This is a genomic window from Rhodococcus sp. HNM0563, from assembly GCF_012726195.1.
In the GTDB taxonomy this organism is placed as follows: Bacteria; Actinomycetota; Actinomycetes; order Mycobacteriales; family Mycobacteriaceae; genus Rhodococcus.
The window spans coordinates 618,600-633,551 of record NZ_JAASAF010000002.1; the positions used below are offsets into that span (position 1 = coordinate 618,600).

Annotated in this window: 15 protein-coding genes; 5 read left to right on the plus strand and 10 right to left on the minus strand. The window is 64.6% G+C overall.

Annotated elements, in window-relative coordinates:
- Nucleotides 1-152: 152 nt before the first annotated feature.
- Together HCA61_RS06615 and HCA61_RS06620 are read left to right on the plus strand one after the other, a co-directional pair.
- Complete coding sequence (locus HCA61_RS06615; RefSeq protein WP_169687351.1) at nt 153-845, plus strand: SDR family NAD(P)-dependent oxidoreductase; 693 nt, start codon at nt 153-155, stop codon at nt 843-845.
- Nucleotides 846-920: 75 nt separating this feature from the next.
- Entirely contained in the window at nt 921-1,418 is a 498-nt protein-coding gene (locus HCA61_RS06620; RefSeq protein WP_169687352.1) for an SRPBCC family protein, read from the plus strand.
- 63 nt (nt 1,419-1,481) lie between these two features.
- Here the strand turns inward: HCA61_RS06620 and HCA61_RS06625 are convergent, their stop codons facing one another.
- The 3 genes from HCA61_RS06625 to HCA61_RS06635 all read right to left on the minus strand — a co-directional run bounded on the left by HCA61_RS06625 (nt 1,482) and on the right by HCA61_RS06635 (nt 4,317).
- Complete coding sequence (locus HCA61_RS06625; protein ID WP_169687353.1) at nt 1,482-1,757, minus strand: WhiB family transcriptional regulator; 276 nt, start codon at nt 1,755-1,757, stop codon at nt 1,482-1,484.
- A gap of 11 nt (nt 1,758-1,768) precedes the next feature.
- Nucleotides 1,769-2,965, minus strand: coding sequence for an acetyl-CoA C-acetyltransferase (locus tag HCA61_RS06630; protein ID WP_169687354.1), 1,197 nt, complete (start codon nt 2,963-2,965; stop codon nt 1,769-1,771).
- Nucleotides 2,966-3,102: 137 nt separating this feature from the next.
- Nucleotides 3,103-4,317, minus strand: coding sequence for a CaiB/BaiF CoA-transferase family protein (locus HCA61_RS06635; RefSeq protein ID WP_169687355.1), 1,215 nt, complete (start codon nt 4,315-4,317; stop codon nt 3,103-3,105).
- A 234-nt stretch (nt 4,318-4,551) separates the two neighbouring features.
- Here HCA61_RS06635 and HCA61_RS06640 point away from each other — a divergent pair, with 234 nt between their 5' ends.
- The gene (locus tag HCA61_RS06640) at nt 4,552-5,988 is read left to right on the plus strand and encodes an MFS transporter (protein ID WP_169687356.1); all 1,437 of its coding nucleotides are present in this window, start codon (nt 4,552-4,554) and stop codon (nt 5,986-5,988) included.
- Between the two features lie 53 nt (nt 5,989-6,041).
- On the opposite strand, the gene HCA61_RS06645 is transcribed toward HCA61_RS06640, so the two are convergent.
- The gene (locus tag HCA61_RS06645; RefSeq protein ID WP_169687357.1) at nt 6,042-6,935 is read right to left on the minus strand and encodes a LysR substrate-binding domain-containing protein; all 894 of its coding nucleotides are present in this window, start codon (nt 6,933-6,935) and stop codon (nt 6,042-6,044) included.
- Nucleotides 6,936-7,044: 109 nt separating this feature from the next.
- On the opposite strand from HCA61_RS06645, the gene HCA61_RS06650 reads away from it, so the two are divergent.
- Nucleotides 7,045-7,965, plus strand: a complete 921-nt coding sequence (locus HCA61_RS06650) for a CoA transferase subunit A (protein WP_169687358.1) — start codon at nt 7,045-7,047, stop codon at nt 7,963-7,965.
- On the plus strand, nt 7,962-8,738 hold the full coding sequence (locus HCA61_RS06655) for a CoA-transferase (protein WP_169687359.1): 777 nt from the start codon (nt 7,962-7,964) through the stop codon (nt 8,736-8,738). The genes HCA61_RS06650 and HCA61_RS06655 overlap by 4 nt, the downstream gene beginning before the upstream one ends.
- A 92-nt stretch (nt 8,739-8,830) precedes the next feature.
- Here HCA61_RS06655 and HCA61_RS06660 read toward each other — a convergent pair whose 3' ends face one another.
- The 6 genes from HCA61_RS06660 to HCA61_RS06685 all read right to left on the minus strand — a co-directional run bounded on the left by HCA61_RS06660 (nt 8,831) and on the right by HCA61_RS06685 (nt 14,952).
- On the minus strand, nt 8,831-9,358 hold the full coding sequence (locus HCA61_RS06660) for a DoxX family protein (protein WP_169687360.1): 528 nt from the start codon (nt 9,356-9,358) through the stop codon (nt 8,831-8,833).
- Nucleotides 9,359-9,442: 84 nt separating this feature from the next.
- Nucleotides 9,443-10,471, minus strand: a complete 1,029-nt coding sequence (locus HCA61_RS06665; RefSeq protein WP_169687361.1) for an acyl-CoA dehydrogenase family protein — start codon at nt 10,469-10,471, stop codon at nt 9,443-9,445.
- Nucleotides 10,468-11,613, minus strand: coding sequence for an acyl-CoA dehydrogenase family protein (locus HCA61_RS06670; RefSeq protein WP_169687362.1), 1,146 nt, complete (start codon nt 11,611-11,613; stop codon nt 10,468-10,470). The genes HCA61_RS06665 and HCA61_RS06670 overlap by 4 nt, the downstream gene beginning before the upstream one ends.
- Nucleotides 11,610-12,227: a TetR/AcrR family transcriptional regulator gene (locus HCA61_RS06675; protein WP_169687363.1), complete on the minus strand. Its 618-nt coding sequence runs from the start codon at nt 12,225-12,227 to the stop codon at nt 11,610-11,612. Before HCA61_RS06675 ends, HCA61_RS06670 begins: the two co-directional genes overlap by 4 nt.
- Nucleotides 12,224-13,792, minus strand: coding sequence for an acyl-CoA synthetase (locus HCA61_RS06680; protein ID WP_169687364.1), 1,569 nt, complete (start codon nt 13,790-13,792; stop codon nt 12,224-12,226). The genes HCA61_RS06675 and HCA61_RS06680 overlap by 4 nt, the downstream gene beginning before the upstream one ends.
- Before the next feature lie 2 nt (nt 13,793-13,794).
- The gene (locus tag HCA61_RS06685) at nt 13,795-14,952 is read right to left on the minus strand and encodes an acyl-CoA dehydrogenase family protein (RefSeq protein WP_169687365.1); all 1,158 of its coding nucleotides are present in this window, start codon (nt 14,950-14,952) and stop codon (nt 13,795-13,797) included.

Sequence of the window (14,952 nt, forward strand, 5' to 3'; positions counted from 1 at the left end):
ATGCCGATCACAGAGCAAAGGACACCCTGTTCCCACTGTATGAGATTTTCGAGAATGTCATTTCCCTATGCGATAGGGTCGTTATCAGTCCCGCACCGGACAGGACCGGATCAACACGCGAGACCTCGACAACACCCGGAAGGACGGTGGCCATGACTCGCACCGCACTCGTCAGCGGCGGCACCGGCGGACTCGGAGCCGCTGTGACCGCACACCTTCTCGACGCCGGCTGGCGTGTCGTGGTCCCGTGGGTGGCGCCCGAAGAACTCGAACGCGTCGGTACTCATCCGAATCTGCACCTCGTCAAGGCCGACCTCTCCGACGAACAGCAGCTCGAGGAGGTCCTAGCGGTCGCGGCCGACGACCCCGGCGCCCCACTGTTCGGTGTCGTCAATCTGGTCGGCGGGTTCTCCTCCGGTCCGCGAGTCCACGAGACGCCGATCGGCGTGCTCGATTCCCAATTCGACCTCAACGTACGCACGGCCTACTCCGTCAGCCAGGCCGCGCTGCCCCACCTGATCCGTCGCGGCGGTGGATCGATCGTCTGCATCTCCGCCGCCGCGACTCACAATCCGTTCTCGGGCGGCGCGTCGTACATCGCCTCGAAGGCAGCCGTCTCGGCGCTCGTCGAGACCATGGCCGTCGAGTACCGCGACGACCACATCCGAGTCAATGCTCTGCTCCCCGTCGTCATCGACACCCCGGCTAACCGCGCGGCGATGCCCGACGCCGACACCAGTCGGTGGTCGCAGCCCGCCGAGGTTGCCAAGGTGATCGAATTCCTGCTGTCCGACGCCGGGTCGCCCATCACCGGCGGATTGATCCCGGTGACGAACGTCGGCTGAAATGCGACGTCGCGGTCTCGAATAGCATCGGCAGCGTCACCGCCGAAGATCGAATCGAGATCAGAAGGAGCATCTGTGCGTCTGCGCGATTGCCCGACCATCGAAGTCACCGGAACATTGCCCTGCAGCCCGGACCACGCCTGGGCGCTGGTCACCGACATCGAGTTACCCACACGCACTGACGGCGAACTACAGCGCGCAGAGTGGCTGGACGGCGCCGACGGCGTCGCGGTAGGCGCCCGGTTCCGCGGACACAACCACAGTTCACAGATCGGCGAGTGGCACACCGAACCGGAGGTCGTCGAAGTCGAGGACGGTCGCCGTTGGGTGTGGAGAGTGGGCACCGCCGCGGAACCGATCGCCTTCTGGGGTTTCGAGGTGGACCCGGCCGAAGGCGGCGCCGTCGTCAGGCAGTGGGCGAAGGTCGGTACCGGCAAGTCACCGTTCTCCGATTTCATCGAGCAGCATCCGGACCGGGAAGGCGAGATCGTCGCCTACCGGCTCGGTGTATGGCGAGATGGGATGACGGCCAATCTGGCTCTACTCGAGGAACTCGCAGCCGACCACAACTGAGGCGACTCTGCCTGTCGGGCACAGGACTACTGGCGGTCGAGCATCGGAGCGGCGAATTCCCGATCAGGCGGGTACGGGCCTGCCCAGCTTCTTGGCCCTCGAGACCGCGCGGCGCTCGGAGTAGGTCATCCCACCCCAGATGCCGTGCGGCTCGTCGTTCGCCAACGCGTGATCTCGACACTCGATGATCACCGGGCACGTGCGGCAGATCTTCTTCGCATCGTTCGTCGCACGTGCCACCGGGCCACGGCCCGATTCCTTCTGTGGAAAGAACACGGAGGTGTCGAATCCGCGGCAGCGCGCGGCGAGCATCCATTCCCTGTCGGCGAGCCCGCTCATACCGCTCCCCCTCAAGCCGTGGTGATCGACGCGGCCATTCCCTGGCCACCGCCGATGCACATCGTCACCAGCGCGCGGCCACCACCGCGACGCTTCAGTTCGTGCAGAGCCGTCGTCGCCATCCGGACACCCGTCGCCCCGATGGGGTGACCCAGGGAGATCCCGGATCCGTTGACGTTGAGCTTGTCCCGATCGTCCCAGCCCCATTGCGACAGCACACCGAGCACTTGGCACGCGAAGGCTTCGTTGAGTTCGACGAGATCGACATCGTCGAATCCGAGGCCGGTGCGATCGAACAGCTTTCGGGTGGCCGCCACCGGGCCCAGCCCCATGGTCGCCGGGTCGCATCCGGCTGCGGTCCATCCTTCGAGGAAGCCGATCGGCTCGAGACCGTACTCGTCGAGCTTGTCCTCCGCGACCACGAGAAGCGCTGCGGCCGCATCGTTCTGCTGACTGGCGTTACCCGCGGTGACCACCCCGCCCGGCGTCACAGATCGCAGCTTCGCAAGGGATTCGGGGGTGCTGTCCGGACGGATACCCTCGTCCCGCGCAACAACGGTGACGTTGCCCTTCCGGTCCTTGACCTCGACCCCGACGACCTCGTCGTCGAAACGACCGGCCTCCCAGGCAGCATGGGCCCGACGATGACTCTCTGCGGCAAGCGCGTCGGAGTCCTCGCGTGTGATTCCACACTGTTCCGCGACGTTTTCGGCCGTCTCGATCATTCCGCTGATCTTGCCGAACCGCCATACGGGTTGCGACCGTTCGCGACCCCGATCGAGGCGGTCGTACAGGTTCAGGCCACCTGAGCGAGCGCCCCAGCGGGCACCGGTCGTGTAGTGCTCGATGTTGCTCATCGACTCGACGCCCCCGGCCACCACGACATTCGCGGCACCGGTCTGCACCATCATTGCCGCGGTCACGAGCGCCTGGAGGCCGGTGCCACAACGGCGGTCCGTCTGAATGCCTGCCACCGAGATCGGCAGACCCGCGTCGAGCGCAGCCCACCGGCCGATGCACGGTGCCTCCGAACTCGCGTACGACTGACCCATCGCCACTTCTTCGATGAGTTCGGGGTCGATACCCGAACGTGCGACGGTCTCCTTGATGACGGTGGTCGCAAGGGTCACCGCCGAGACATCTTTCAGGGCCCCTCCGAAGCGGCCGACGGCGGTACGAACGGGGGCGACGAGTGCCGCTCGGGTCATGACCCACTCCTCTGCGAACAATGATTTGTACGGCCATTTTTGAATATGTACGCACCGAGGTCAATCGGCAGGGGCTGCACCGATGATCCGAATCGCCGATACGAACGGCTTGCCGTACCTATATGGCCGGATATTCCCTACCCGACGATCCCGGCCGCTCGCAGGCCGGCAACCTGTTCGTCCGTCAGGCCGAGTCTGCCCAGAACGGCGTCGGTGTGCTCACCCAGCGAAGGCACCGCACCCATGGGCAGTTCGACATCGCGGAAGTTCATCGGCGGCAGGATGGCGCGTATCGCTCCCGATTCGGTCTTCACTTCACGCCATCGATCGCGCTCGCTCAACTGCGGATGGTCGATCAGCCCCGACAGGTCACGCAATCTCGCCGCGGGGATTCCGGCCGCGGCGAGCTTCTCGTCCAAGTCTGCGCTCGCATAGGCAGCGGTGGCGTCACCGACCAGTTTGTCGACCTCGGCCCGGCGAGCGACTCGTTCGACGTTGGTCGCATACCGCGGGTCGTTCGCGAACTCCGGCATCCCCAGCACCTCGGTGAGCGCACGCCAGCCCCGATCGTTCTGCACACCGATGAGAATCTCACCGTCGGCGGTCGGGTACTTGTCGTACGGGGTGATCGACGTGTGCGCGAGCCCCATCCGCGGCACCTGCCGATCCTGGTACATCTGCAGGTACATCGGGTATCCGAGCCACTCCGCGGTCGCATCGAACATCGACACGTCGATGGTTGCGCCCACGCCTGTCCGATATCTGCGCAGCAGCGCCGCCTGGATCGAGGTCAGCGCATACATTCCGGCGGCGATGTCCGACGTGGGGATACCCGTCTTCACCGCAGTCTCCGGCGTACCGGTGATCGAGCACAGCCCCGATTCCGACTGAACCAGCAGGTCATAGGCCTTCCGGTCACGCATGGGTCCGTCCGTCCCGTAGCCGGACATATTGACGACGATCAGCTCTGGATGGTCGGCGCGCAGATCGTCGGCAGCCAGACCGAGGCGATCGACCGCGCCGGGAGCGAGGTTCTGCAGGAACACATCGGCGCCCGCGATGAGCGACTTCACCGCTTCGACGCCCTCGGTGGCCTTGAGATCCACCGCGAACGATTCCTTGCCCCGGTTGAGCCACACGAAGTGTGCCGCGAGTCCGAGGACCGCACTGTCGTAGTCGCGGGCGAAGTCACCATCGCCGACACGCTCGACCTTGACGACTCGTGCGCCGAGGTCGGCCAGATGCCGGGTCGCCAGGGGTGCAGCAACTGCCTGTTCGAGACTCACCACGGTGATGCCCTCGAGCGGCAGCTCGTACGCACTTGTAGCGCTGTCGGTTTGCTCGGCTGTCATATTGCGTCCTCCCTCGAAACTGGGTCGGCTTGTAGTTCTACCAGCGATTCCTGATCGATATTTCGCAAAACATAGTATCTATGAGCATCAATAGACTAGTTATTGATACGTTTTTCGAAACAATTCGACAGGAATCAAGTATTGGACGGGATCAGATCCGGCTGCCAATCTCAATGAGACGTACGACACATCCGGCTGCTTCATGCGACCGGATCGACCAGAGAGCGGAGTCGCATGACACCCTCGGCACCCACCGAACAGGAAGTCGCGAAGAAGGCCCGGAAAGCGGGAATTGCCTCCTTCATCGGCACGACCATCGAGTGGTACGACTTCTACATCTACGGAACGGCGGCTGCGCTCGTCTTCGGAGAAATTTTCTTCTCCGACGATCTACCCGCCGGCGTCGGAACCCTGCTCGCATTCGTCACGCTGTGGGCCGGCTTCCTTGCCCGGCCCATCGGGGGCATCATCTTCGGGCACCTGGGCGACCGCATCGGCCGCAAGAACACCCTGGTCATCACCCTCATCATGATGGGCATCGCGACCGTGGGCATCGGCTTGCTCCCCACCTACGCCCAGATCGGGATCTGGGCACCGATCCTGCTCGTCGCACTCAGAGTCCTACAGGGTGTCGCGGTCGGCGGTGAATGGGGCGGTGCGGTTCTCATCGCTTCCGAGAACGCACCCAAGGGCAAGGGCATTCTCTACTCCGCGTTCGCGCAGCAGGGCTCCCCCGCCGGGAACCTCCTCGCGACCATGGCGTTCTTCTTCCTCGCCGCGATGCCCACCCCCGAGTTCCTGCTCTACGGCTGGCGCATCCCGTTCCTCGTCTCTGCGTTGCTGGTCATCGTCGGTATGATCATCCGCCTCAAGCTCGAAGAGTCGGACGCGATGAAAGCAGTCATCGCCAGCAAGAAGGTCGTCAAGCTCCCCATCGCCGAAGTACTGCGCAAGCACTGGGTTCTGGTGCTGCTCGGTGCAGGCGCTCTCCCCCTCGCTCAGGTGACCTATTTCAAGAACACCTTCGCATTGTCCTGGGCGACAAGTGAACTCGGATACGAACGAGGAACCTTCCTCGCGATCATCGCCATTGCCCTCGTCGTCCAGTTCATCGTCCAGCCGTTCGGCGCGGTCCTGGTTTCCAGGATCGATATGCGCAAGGCCATGTGCCTGATGATCGTGCCCGAGCTCTTCCTGATGCCCGCGATGTTCTTCGCGATCCGCACCGAGACATTCGCTATCGCGGCCATCGGAATGTGCCTTGCGACGATTCCACATTCGATGTTCTACGGCGCCATTGCAGGCGTACTCGCCCGGGCATTCCCTGCGAACATCCGCTACTCGGGACTCTCCGCGTCCTACCAGCTCTGTTCACTCATCGTCGGCGGCGGCACTCCGGTGCTCGCCCAGTGGATCCTCAATTCGTCGGGCAATGTCACCGGTGTCGCGATCGCAGCAGGATGCTACGCAGCGGTGTCGCTCGTATGCACGCTGCTGCTGCTCAATCGCACCGGCTACGACCCGAAGGCCCTGTCCCACGCGGAACAGTCCGACGAGAACGAGCTCGAGCTCGACCGCCACGACGGCGAACCCACGGGCAACGACGAATCGTCGATCCACACCGAGACCGTCCAGGCCGCGAAGCACGAACAGGTGCGTGTGGGAACCTGATTCGAACCTCCGATCCGAGCGGTGCCGACGGTCCCAGCGACCGTCGGCACCGCTCATTCGCGAGTCGGCAGCGCCTCTTCGGACAGCCTGAGGACCTCGGCGAGTGCCGAACTGGTGTCGTCCTCCCGCCATACCAGGCGCACATCGATCGGGCCCTGCTCGGCGAGGGGTACGAACACGACCTCCGAATTCACGACGTGCCGGGCCACCGACGACACCGTCAGTGTGCACCCCACTCCGGCCGAGACCAACGCCACCAAGCCCAGCGAATCAGGGGCGCTCTGCACGATTCTCGGTGTGAACCCGTCCTCGTGCGCAAGCTTCAGCAGCAGGTCGCGCAGCATCGAGCCCGGCTCCGACGGAAGCATCACCCACGGCTCGGTTGCCAGATCCGCCAGGTGCACTGCCGGTTCCTCGGCGAGCCGATGTTCCCTCGGCAGTCCGATGACGAGATCCTCACGAGCGATCACACGCGAGGCGATCCCCGGCGGGAAGAACAGCATCCGCACGATACCGATGTCGAGCGTGTTCTCCGACAACCGATTCAGAACTTCGCTCGCGTAGGCCGAGCTCGCGAGCACGAACTCGATACCGGGGTGGGTACTCCGCACGAGCTTCGCCCACTGCCCCACCAGGTGATGTGACGACGACCCCGCGAATCCGATGCGTACGCGGCCGGTCTGTCCGCGGCCCGCCGATGTCACCGCCATCTCCGCGAGCCGCACTGCGTCGAGGACGGCCCGGGCCGGCTCCACGAGCGCTCGTCCGGCTTCTGTCAGCTGCACGCTGCGCGTGCTGCGCTCGAACAGCGACGCGCCGAGTTGCTTCTCGAGCTGCTTGATCGTCCGGCTCAACGGGGGTTGCGCCAGGTGCAGCCGCTGCGCGGCCCTGCCGAAATGCAACTCTTCCGCTACCGCGAGAAAGGCCCGGATCTGATGGATTTCCACGCGTTCATTATTACCTACAACGCAATAAAGAGATCGACACTTTGTATTGGACTACATCTATTACGCATGTCACAGTCAGTGTGACGCCAGACCGCGGCAGGAGATGGATATGCCAGCAGACAAAACCATGACCATGCGCGATGCCATCGCGACGTACGTCCAGGACGGGATGACCATTGCCCTCGAGGGCTTCTCGCATCTCATCCCGTTCGCCGCAGCACACGAGATCATCCGTCAGGGCCGCAAGGACCTGACGCTGTGCCGGATGACGCCGGACATCATCTCCGACCAACTCATCGCCGCAGACTGCGTCACGACCCTCGTCGCATCGTTCTTCGCGAGTGGATCCGCCGGGTCACTGTACGAGATCCGCCGACGCATCGAGAAGCACGATCCCGTGAAACTCGACGTCGAGGAGTACAGCCACTACGGCATGGTGTGCCGCTACCAGGCAGGCGCAGCAGGCCTGCCGTTCTTCCCGCTGCGTTCATACGCCGGGAGCGACCTGCCCGCCCTGAACCCGAAGATCAAGCTCGTCGAGGACCCCTACGGCAACGGCAGTACCTATGTGGTTCCGCCGCTCAACCCGGATGTCACGATCATCCATGCGCAGCGCGCGGACCGGGCAGGAAACATCCAGGTCTGGGGAATCGCCGGGGTCCAGCAGGAAGCCGTGTACGCCGCGAAGCACGCGATCGTCGTGGTCGAGGAGATCGTCGACGACGAGACAGTGCGCTCCGACCCCAGCCGCACGCTCATCCCGTCACACGCTGTCGACGCAGTGGTCGTGTGCCCGCGCGGCGCCCACCCGTCGTACGCGCAGGGCTACTACGACCGCGACTGCGGGTTCTATCGGCGCTGGACCGAGATCAGCAAGGACCCACAAGCCCTCCGCACGTGGTTGAAGGACTGGGTGTACGAAATCACCGACCACGACGAGTATCTCGCCAAGCTCGGCGAAGACTATTGGAGCGATCTCGAGGTCGCGCCGAGATACTCCGAAGCGGTCAACTACGGGAGCCGAAAGTGACTACTGCCGAAAAGTTTTCCACGACAGAACTGATCGTGTCGGTCGCCGCCCGGGCGCTCGCCGGCAAGGACCGCGTCTTCGCAGGAGTCGGCCTGCCGACCCTCGCGGTGGACCTCGCGTGCCGCACCTCGAACCCGGACATCGAACTCATCTACGAATCCGGTGTGTGCGGGGCACACCCGGAGGCGATGGCCGAAGGCATTGCCGATTCCGTCGTCGTGTCCGGCGCCGAATCCGTTGTCTCCATGGCGTCACTGTTCGGATACGTCCTGCAAGGCGGCAACGTCGACGTCGGGTTCCTCGGCGCCGGCCAGATCGACCGCTACGGCAGCCTGAACACGAGCTTCATCGGTGACTGGAACAAGCCCACCGTGCGGCTTCCCGGAGCGGGCGGTGCCGTGGAGATCATGCCGAACGCCGGCGAAGTATTCGTCGTCATGCGTAGGCACGATCCGAGCGCGTTCCCTGCAGAACTCGACTTCTGCACGTCACCGAGCCCGGTGCGGGCCCGCGAGGCAGGCGCAGGCATCATGCCGCGGGGACGCGGGGTCACCAAGGTGTTCACCAGTCTCGGGGTCCTCTCCCGCAGCGGCCCTTACGACGAACTCGAACTCACCAGCGTCCACGCCGGTGTCACCGTCGACGAGGTGCGCGCGGCCACGGGCTGGGATCTGCGGGTCTCGGCCGACCTCACCATCACCGAACCGCCCACGGCCCGAGAAATCGACCTCTTGCGCAACGAAATCGACAAGGTGCGCCTCTACCTGCGGTGACGGGAAGCTTTCCTCCCGTCGCACGGGTTTCCTCTGATCGTGGACCAACGGAAACCCGTGCAAACGGGGGAAAGTCCGAGCGAGCGGACGCGTCAGGACACCGACACCGATTCGTCGTCCGCCTTCGGCGCGGGCCGATAGCAGGTGCCGAGGAGGACTCCGGCGGCGGCGAGTCCACCGACCAGGGCGATGATTCCACCGGCCCATCCGTCGAGCAGGTTGTCGCCGAAGATCAGGTGATCGAGGCCGGCGCTGCCCGCACCCATCACCGCGACAGCGACAGCACCACCTGCGAGAACCAGGTTGTATTCCCACCCGTTCGCGGTCACGAAGAAACCGCTGCCCCGGTGCACCGTCCACGCAGCGACGAACATCAGCGACACGAACCCGGCGGCGGCGAACGGGGTGAGCAGGCCGACCGCGAGTAAGAGACCGGCACCGACTTCCGTCAGCGCGGCAAGCCAGGCGTGCACCTTGCCGGGTCGCATCCCCATACTGTCGAACCATCCGGCCGTGCCCGGGATGCGGCCACCCCGGAAAAGCTTTCCGTAGCCGTGTGCTGCCATCGTCAATCCCAACAGCACGCGAAGTATCAGCAGCCCGGTGTCGATCGTATCCACGTATGCTCCGTTCCTGGACAGGTCCGCTCGTGACGGACCTCCTGACGTTGCCACACCGACGACATCAGGAGGTTGTTACCTGCGTCACTCGGTGATCGCCGACCACACATCCCCGGCCGCGACAGCCGCCTCGAGAAGCTCCGCGTCCCACGACGACACAGTTCCGAACTCGCTCCGCCACGAGAGGACGCGGTTCGCGTGCCGATGCAGTTCGTGTTCCATCGTGAAGCCGATCGCACCGAGGGCCTGGTGCGCATTTCGGGCGACCACGGCCGCCGCATGGCCTGTGCAGGATGCCGCGACGGCAATCGCAAATCTCGTTGCACTGCTGTCGAACCCGTTCGCGGAGGCCGCTGCGACCGCCGCGTCCGCAGCGGCGCGTGCAAGAGCCGACTCCGCGGCGATATCGGCCACGAGGGCCTGGACTGCCTGGAACTTTCCGAGCGGACGTCCGAACTGGACGCGTGCCGTGACGTGTTCGACGACGAGTTGCAGAATCCGGTCCATCGCACCCACCGAGGACAGTGTGCGCGCCAGTGCACCCCGGTACCGAAATTCCGCGGCCACCGACGCGGGCACCTCCGCACCCGAGAGCGCGGCGACATCGACATGGACGTGGTCGCGTGGCTCCGACGCGAGATTCACACCCTCGGTGAGTTCGATCCGAGCGCGGGGCACATCGGCGACCCGCCACGCATCTGCGCGGTCCTGCCAGAGCACGACGATCGAGTCCACGTCGCGCGCCCACGGCACGAATCGGGCCTCACCGTCGACATCGAGCACGGCGGCGGTGCGCACACCGTCGCTCGCTTCGAGTCCGGCGGTAGCGAGCAGCCACCCCGCGAGCAGGTCGTTCTCGGCGACAGGCACCGCCGCTGCCGCTGCCCCGGCCGCGGTGAGGAGCAGCGCCGCCTCCGTCCAGCCTGCGCCACTGCCCCCGGCGGATTCGTCACCTGTGAGGCGGGCGAGCCCCAGCTCGCTCAACGTGTTCCACAGGGCGCGGTCGAACTCGATGACCTCGCCGATGCGGTGGTCATCACCGGAGATGAAGACTTCGGCGAGCATTCGCTCGAAGTCACGCAATTCGGTGTTGTCCCTGGTCTCGTCGGTCATCTCAATCCCAATCCTCGTGCGATGACGCCGCGCAGGATCTCGCTGGTGCCCCCGCGCAATGTGAAGCCCGGACGCTGCATGACTCCCGCCCGGATGAGTTTCGCCAGATACTCGTCGCTCGCGGTATACCCCGCGAGTTCGTCGGCGAGGTCTGCAATGTCGCCCTCGGTCTTGGTGCCGAGCACCTTCACCACCGATGCCGCAAGTTCTGCATTCTCACCGCGTTCGAGCGATTCCGACACCGCTGTGGACATCCGGTGCAGTCCCGCGATCCGGGCGATGGCCGCGCCGAGCCCGGTGTCGGCTTCGACAGTTCCGGCTCCGACCCCGCGGACGAGGCCCTCCAGCACACCGAACGTCGACAAGAAGCGTTCGGGTCCGCTCCGCTCGAAGCCGAGCTCGCTCGTGACCTGCTCCCAGCCCGACCCGACTGCCCCCAGCACGAGGTCGTCGGGAACGAAGACGTCCTCGAGCAGCACCTCGTTGAAGTGGTGGTCGCCCGACATCGACAGGATCGGACGAATGGTCACCCCTGGCGAGTCGAGCAGCACGATGAACTGGCTCAGACCGTCATGACGGTGAGCGGGATCGAGGGGCGCGGAGCGGGCGAGTCCGAAGAACGCGTCGGCGTGATGCGCGCCCGACGTCCACAGTTTCGTGCCGGTGATCTTCCAGCCGCCGTCGACCTGCACGGCGCGGGTCTTGACGCTGGCCAGGTCCGACCCCGACTCCGGCTCCGACATCCCGATGGCCCAGCAGATTTCGCCCGCCGCGATGCCGGGAAGGAATCGCTGCTTCTGTGCCTCGGTGCCGTACTTCAGCAGCGACGGCGCGGCCTGCCGGTCGGCGACCCACTGCGCCGCCACCGGAGCACCCACAGCCAGGAGTTCCTCGGTAACCACGAACCGCTCCATGAAGGTGCGCCCGTGGCCACCGTATTCGGTGGGAATCGTCATGCCGACCCACCCCTTCGCAGCAAGTGCCCGGGTGAAATCGACGTTCCACTGGGTCAGCCAGGTATCGATTCCCGGTGTGAACACACCGGCGTCGATCTGTTCCCTCAGGAATACCCGCACCTGCGCGCGTAGTTCGGCGAGCGCCGGGTCGGGTGCCTCCGCCTGCGGGACCAATCGTGTACTCATCGTGATTCTCTTCCGTCGTGCGGGGCAATGCTCGTCCCGCTCGGGCACAACAAATCCATCGCCATGTCGGCGTACCGCTCGGCGATCGCGTCGGGACCATCAGGGCCTGCGGGGTCATACCAGTTCGCGATCGCCGACACCATCGCCAGGATCGATCTACGGCAATCGTCGGGATACTTCGTCGTGAAGAGCCCCTGGCGGACGCCCTCGTCGATGATGCCTCGCATCCGCTTGCGACCCGCTCGACGGCGCTCGTCGTACTGCCGTGCTCCGTCGGGTTCCAGGTTGCGCACCTCGGTCGCGATCAACTGCCCCTGCAGCGGGTACTGCGTGCGGAACTTGACGTTGCCCCGGACGAATGCTCGCAACTGCGCTACGGGATCATCTCCCGCACCGGCGAGTTCGGCATCGCACACCGCGTCGTACGTGTCGACACCGTCGAGCAGGATCGCGAGCAGCAGATCCTGCTTGTTCTTGTAGTGGTAGTACAGCGCCGACAGGCTCACGCCCGCTTCCTGCGCGATGGTGCGGATCGAAGAGGCACCGTACCCGTTGCGCACGAACTCTTTGCGCCCCACATCGATGAACAGCCGCTGTTTGGGAGACGGAGTCATCCCGACGTCCCCGCACCGGCAGCATCCGCAATGAGGTCTTGCAATGCACCCTTGACCATCTTTCCGGTCGACGTACGCGGCAGGGCGTCGACGAACCGAACCTTTCTCGGGCACTTGAACTTCGACAGCCGTTCGTGACAGAAATCGATGATCTCCCGTTCGAGCTCATCGCTGGGGTCGACGCCGTCTGCCGGTCGCACGAACGCTTCGACCCGTTCACCACGGTCTGCATCCGGCACACCCACGACCGCGACATCACCCACCACCGGGTGGAGAGCAAGAATGTTCTCGATCTCCTGCGGGTAGATATTCACGCCACCGGAGATGATCGTGAACTTGTCGCGACCGGTGAGGAACAGGTAGCCGTCCGCGTCGAGATAGCCGAGGTCGCCGTTGGTTGCCCAGTTCTTCTCGAACGGATGTCGCGCCGATTCGGTCTTGACCGGGTCCTTGTGATACTCGAGGTTCTGCACGGGTTTCTCGAAGTAGACGGTCCCCGCTCGGCCCGCAGCCAGCTCGGTTCCGTCACCGTCACAGATGTGTGCGATTCCGCTACTTCCGGGCCCCCCTGTGCGCCCGACACTTCCGGGCTTGCGGAGCCACTCCTGCGGCGTGATCAAGGTACTGCCGATCGCCTCGGTGGCCGAGTAGTACTCGTACACGATATCGCCCCACCACTCGATGAGGCGCTGTTTGACCTCGACGGGGCACGGCGCCGCCGAGTGGACAGCGCACCGCAGCGACGACAGATCGTACTTGTTCCGCACCTCTTCAGGGAGACGAAGTAGTCGCACGAAATGTGTGGGGACCCATTGGCTGTGCGTAACGCGATAGCGTTCGATCAGTTCCAGCGCCTGTTCCGCGTCGAAACGCTCCATCAGTACGACGGTGCCGCCCAGTGCCTGAGTGAGCACACTGTAGCGCAGTGGCGCGGAGTGATAGATGGGTGCGGGCGACAGGTAGACGGTGTCGTCACCGAATCCGAGATGCCGCATCATTCCGATGAGGGGGATACCCGGGTCCTCGTCGATCTGCACACCGCTGAGTCGGGGCTTGATTCCCTTGGGACGCCCCGTGGTTCCTGACGAGTACAGCATGTCGCTGCCTCGCGGTTGGTCGGTGGGCGGCACAGCGGGGAGGCCGGCGACCTCGGATTCGTAGTCGAGATGACCAGGGATCGAACCGCCGAAGGCGATGCGATGCTGCACCTTCGGTGTCGAGTCGACGACCTCCGCGGCGAGCGACGCGAGAGGCGCCGATACAACGAGGATCTTCGCGTCGCAGTCGTCCACGACATACGCGGCCTCCGCAGCCGCGAGATGCGAATTGACGAATGTGATGTAGACACCCGAACGAATTGCACCCCAATACAGTTCGTACACCGTGGCGTCATTGACCGTGATCACTGCGATGTGGTCACCGGCACCCACATCGTGCGCACGCAACCAATGCGCGAACCGGACGGAGTTATCTTCGAGTTCACGATAGGTGATCACCCGTCCGGTCGCGGCCTCGTGTACCGCGGGCCGATCCGGGTGCGTTGCTGCGTAGCGGCCCGGGTACATGATTACAGCCCCAGATCCTTGGAGATGATCGTCTTCATGACTTCGCTGGTGCCACCGTAGATCCGGGTGACACGCGTGTCGGCGTAGAGCCGCGCGATCGGGTACTCGGTGATGTAGCCGTAGCCACCGTGCAACTGCAGGCACTTGTCGATGACCCGGCCCGCAACTTCCGTGCAGAACAGTTTTGCGCGCGCGGCGTCGGCGACCGATAGTTCCTTGCGGTCGAGCAGTTCGAGGCAGTGGTCGACGTAGACGCGCGCGGCCTGAGTTTCGGCGGAGCACTCGGCGAGCACGAACTTCGAATTCTGGAACGAGGCGACGGGCTTGCCGAACACCTTGCGGTCCTGCGTGTATGCGATCGCATGCGAGATCGCGGCCTCCGCGAATCCGACCTGGTTCAGTGCGATGGCGAGGCGCTCCTGGGGAAGGTTGTGCGCGAGGTAGCCGAATCCGGCACCCTCCTCACCGAGGAGGTTCTCGACCGGAACCTTGACGTCGCTGTAGGACAGCTCGGCGGTGTCCTGCTGGTGCAGACCGATCTTGTTGAGCTTGCGGCCGACGGCGAAACCCTCGGTCGCGGTGGGGACGGCGATGATCGACAGGCCACCACGCCGGTTCTCCGGATCGAACGGCGAGGTGCGGCACACCGTGAGGATCAGATCGGCGGTGGCGCCACCGGTGATGAACGTCTTGGCGCCGTTGACGATGTAGTGCGAGCCGTCTTCCGACAGCTTCGCGGTGGTCGCGATGTTCGCGAGGTCGGAACCGGTGCCCGGCTCGGTCATCGCGATGGCGGTCATGATCGAACCGTCCGCAAAGCCGGGGAGCCAGCGCTTGCGCTGCTCCTCGGTGGCGTACTCGAGCAGGTACGGCAGGATCAGGCACGCGTGGACGGTGTAACCACCGAAGGACACGCCGGCGCGCGCGACCTCTTCGAACACGATCGTGTTGTAGATGAAGCTGGATTCTCCTCCGCCACCGAATTCTTCGGGTACCTGGATACCGAGGATGCCGAGTTCGCCGAGTCGCCGGAAGAACTCACGCGGGGGATGCCCGAGCTCGTCCCACTCCTCTCGGTGCGGGGCAACCTCGCGCTCGATGAAGTCGCGCACCATCTGGCGGAACGCGTCGTGCTCTTCTGTGAGGATCGTCCTCTTCAC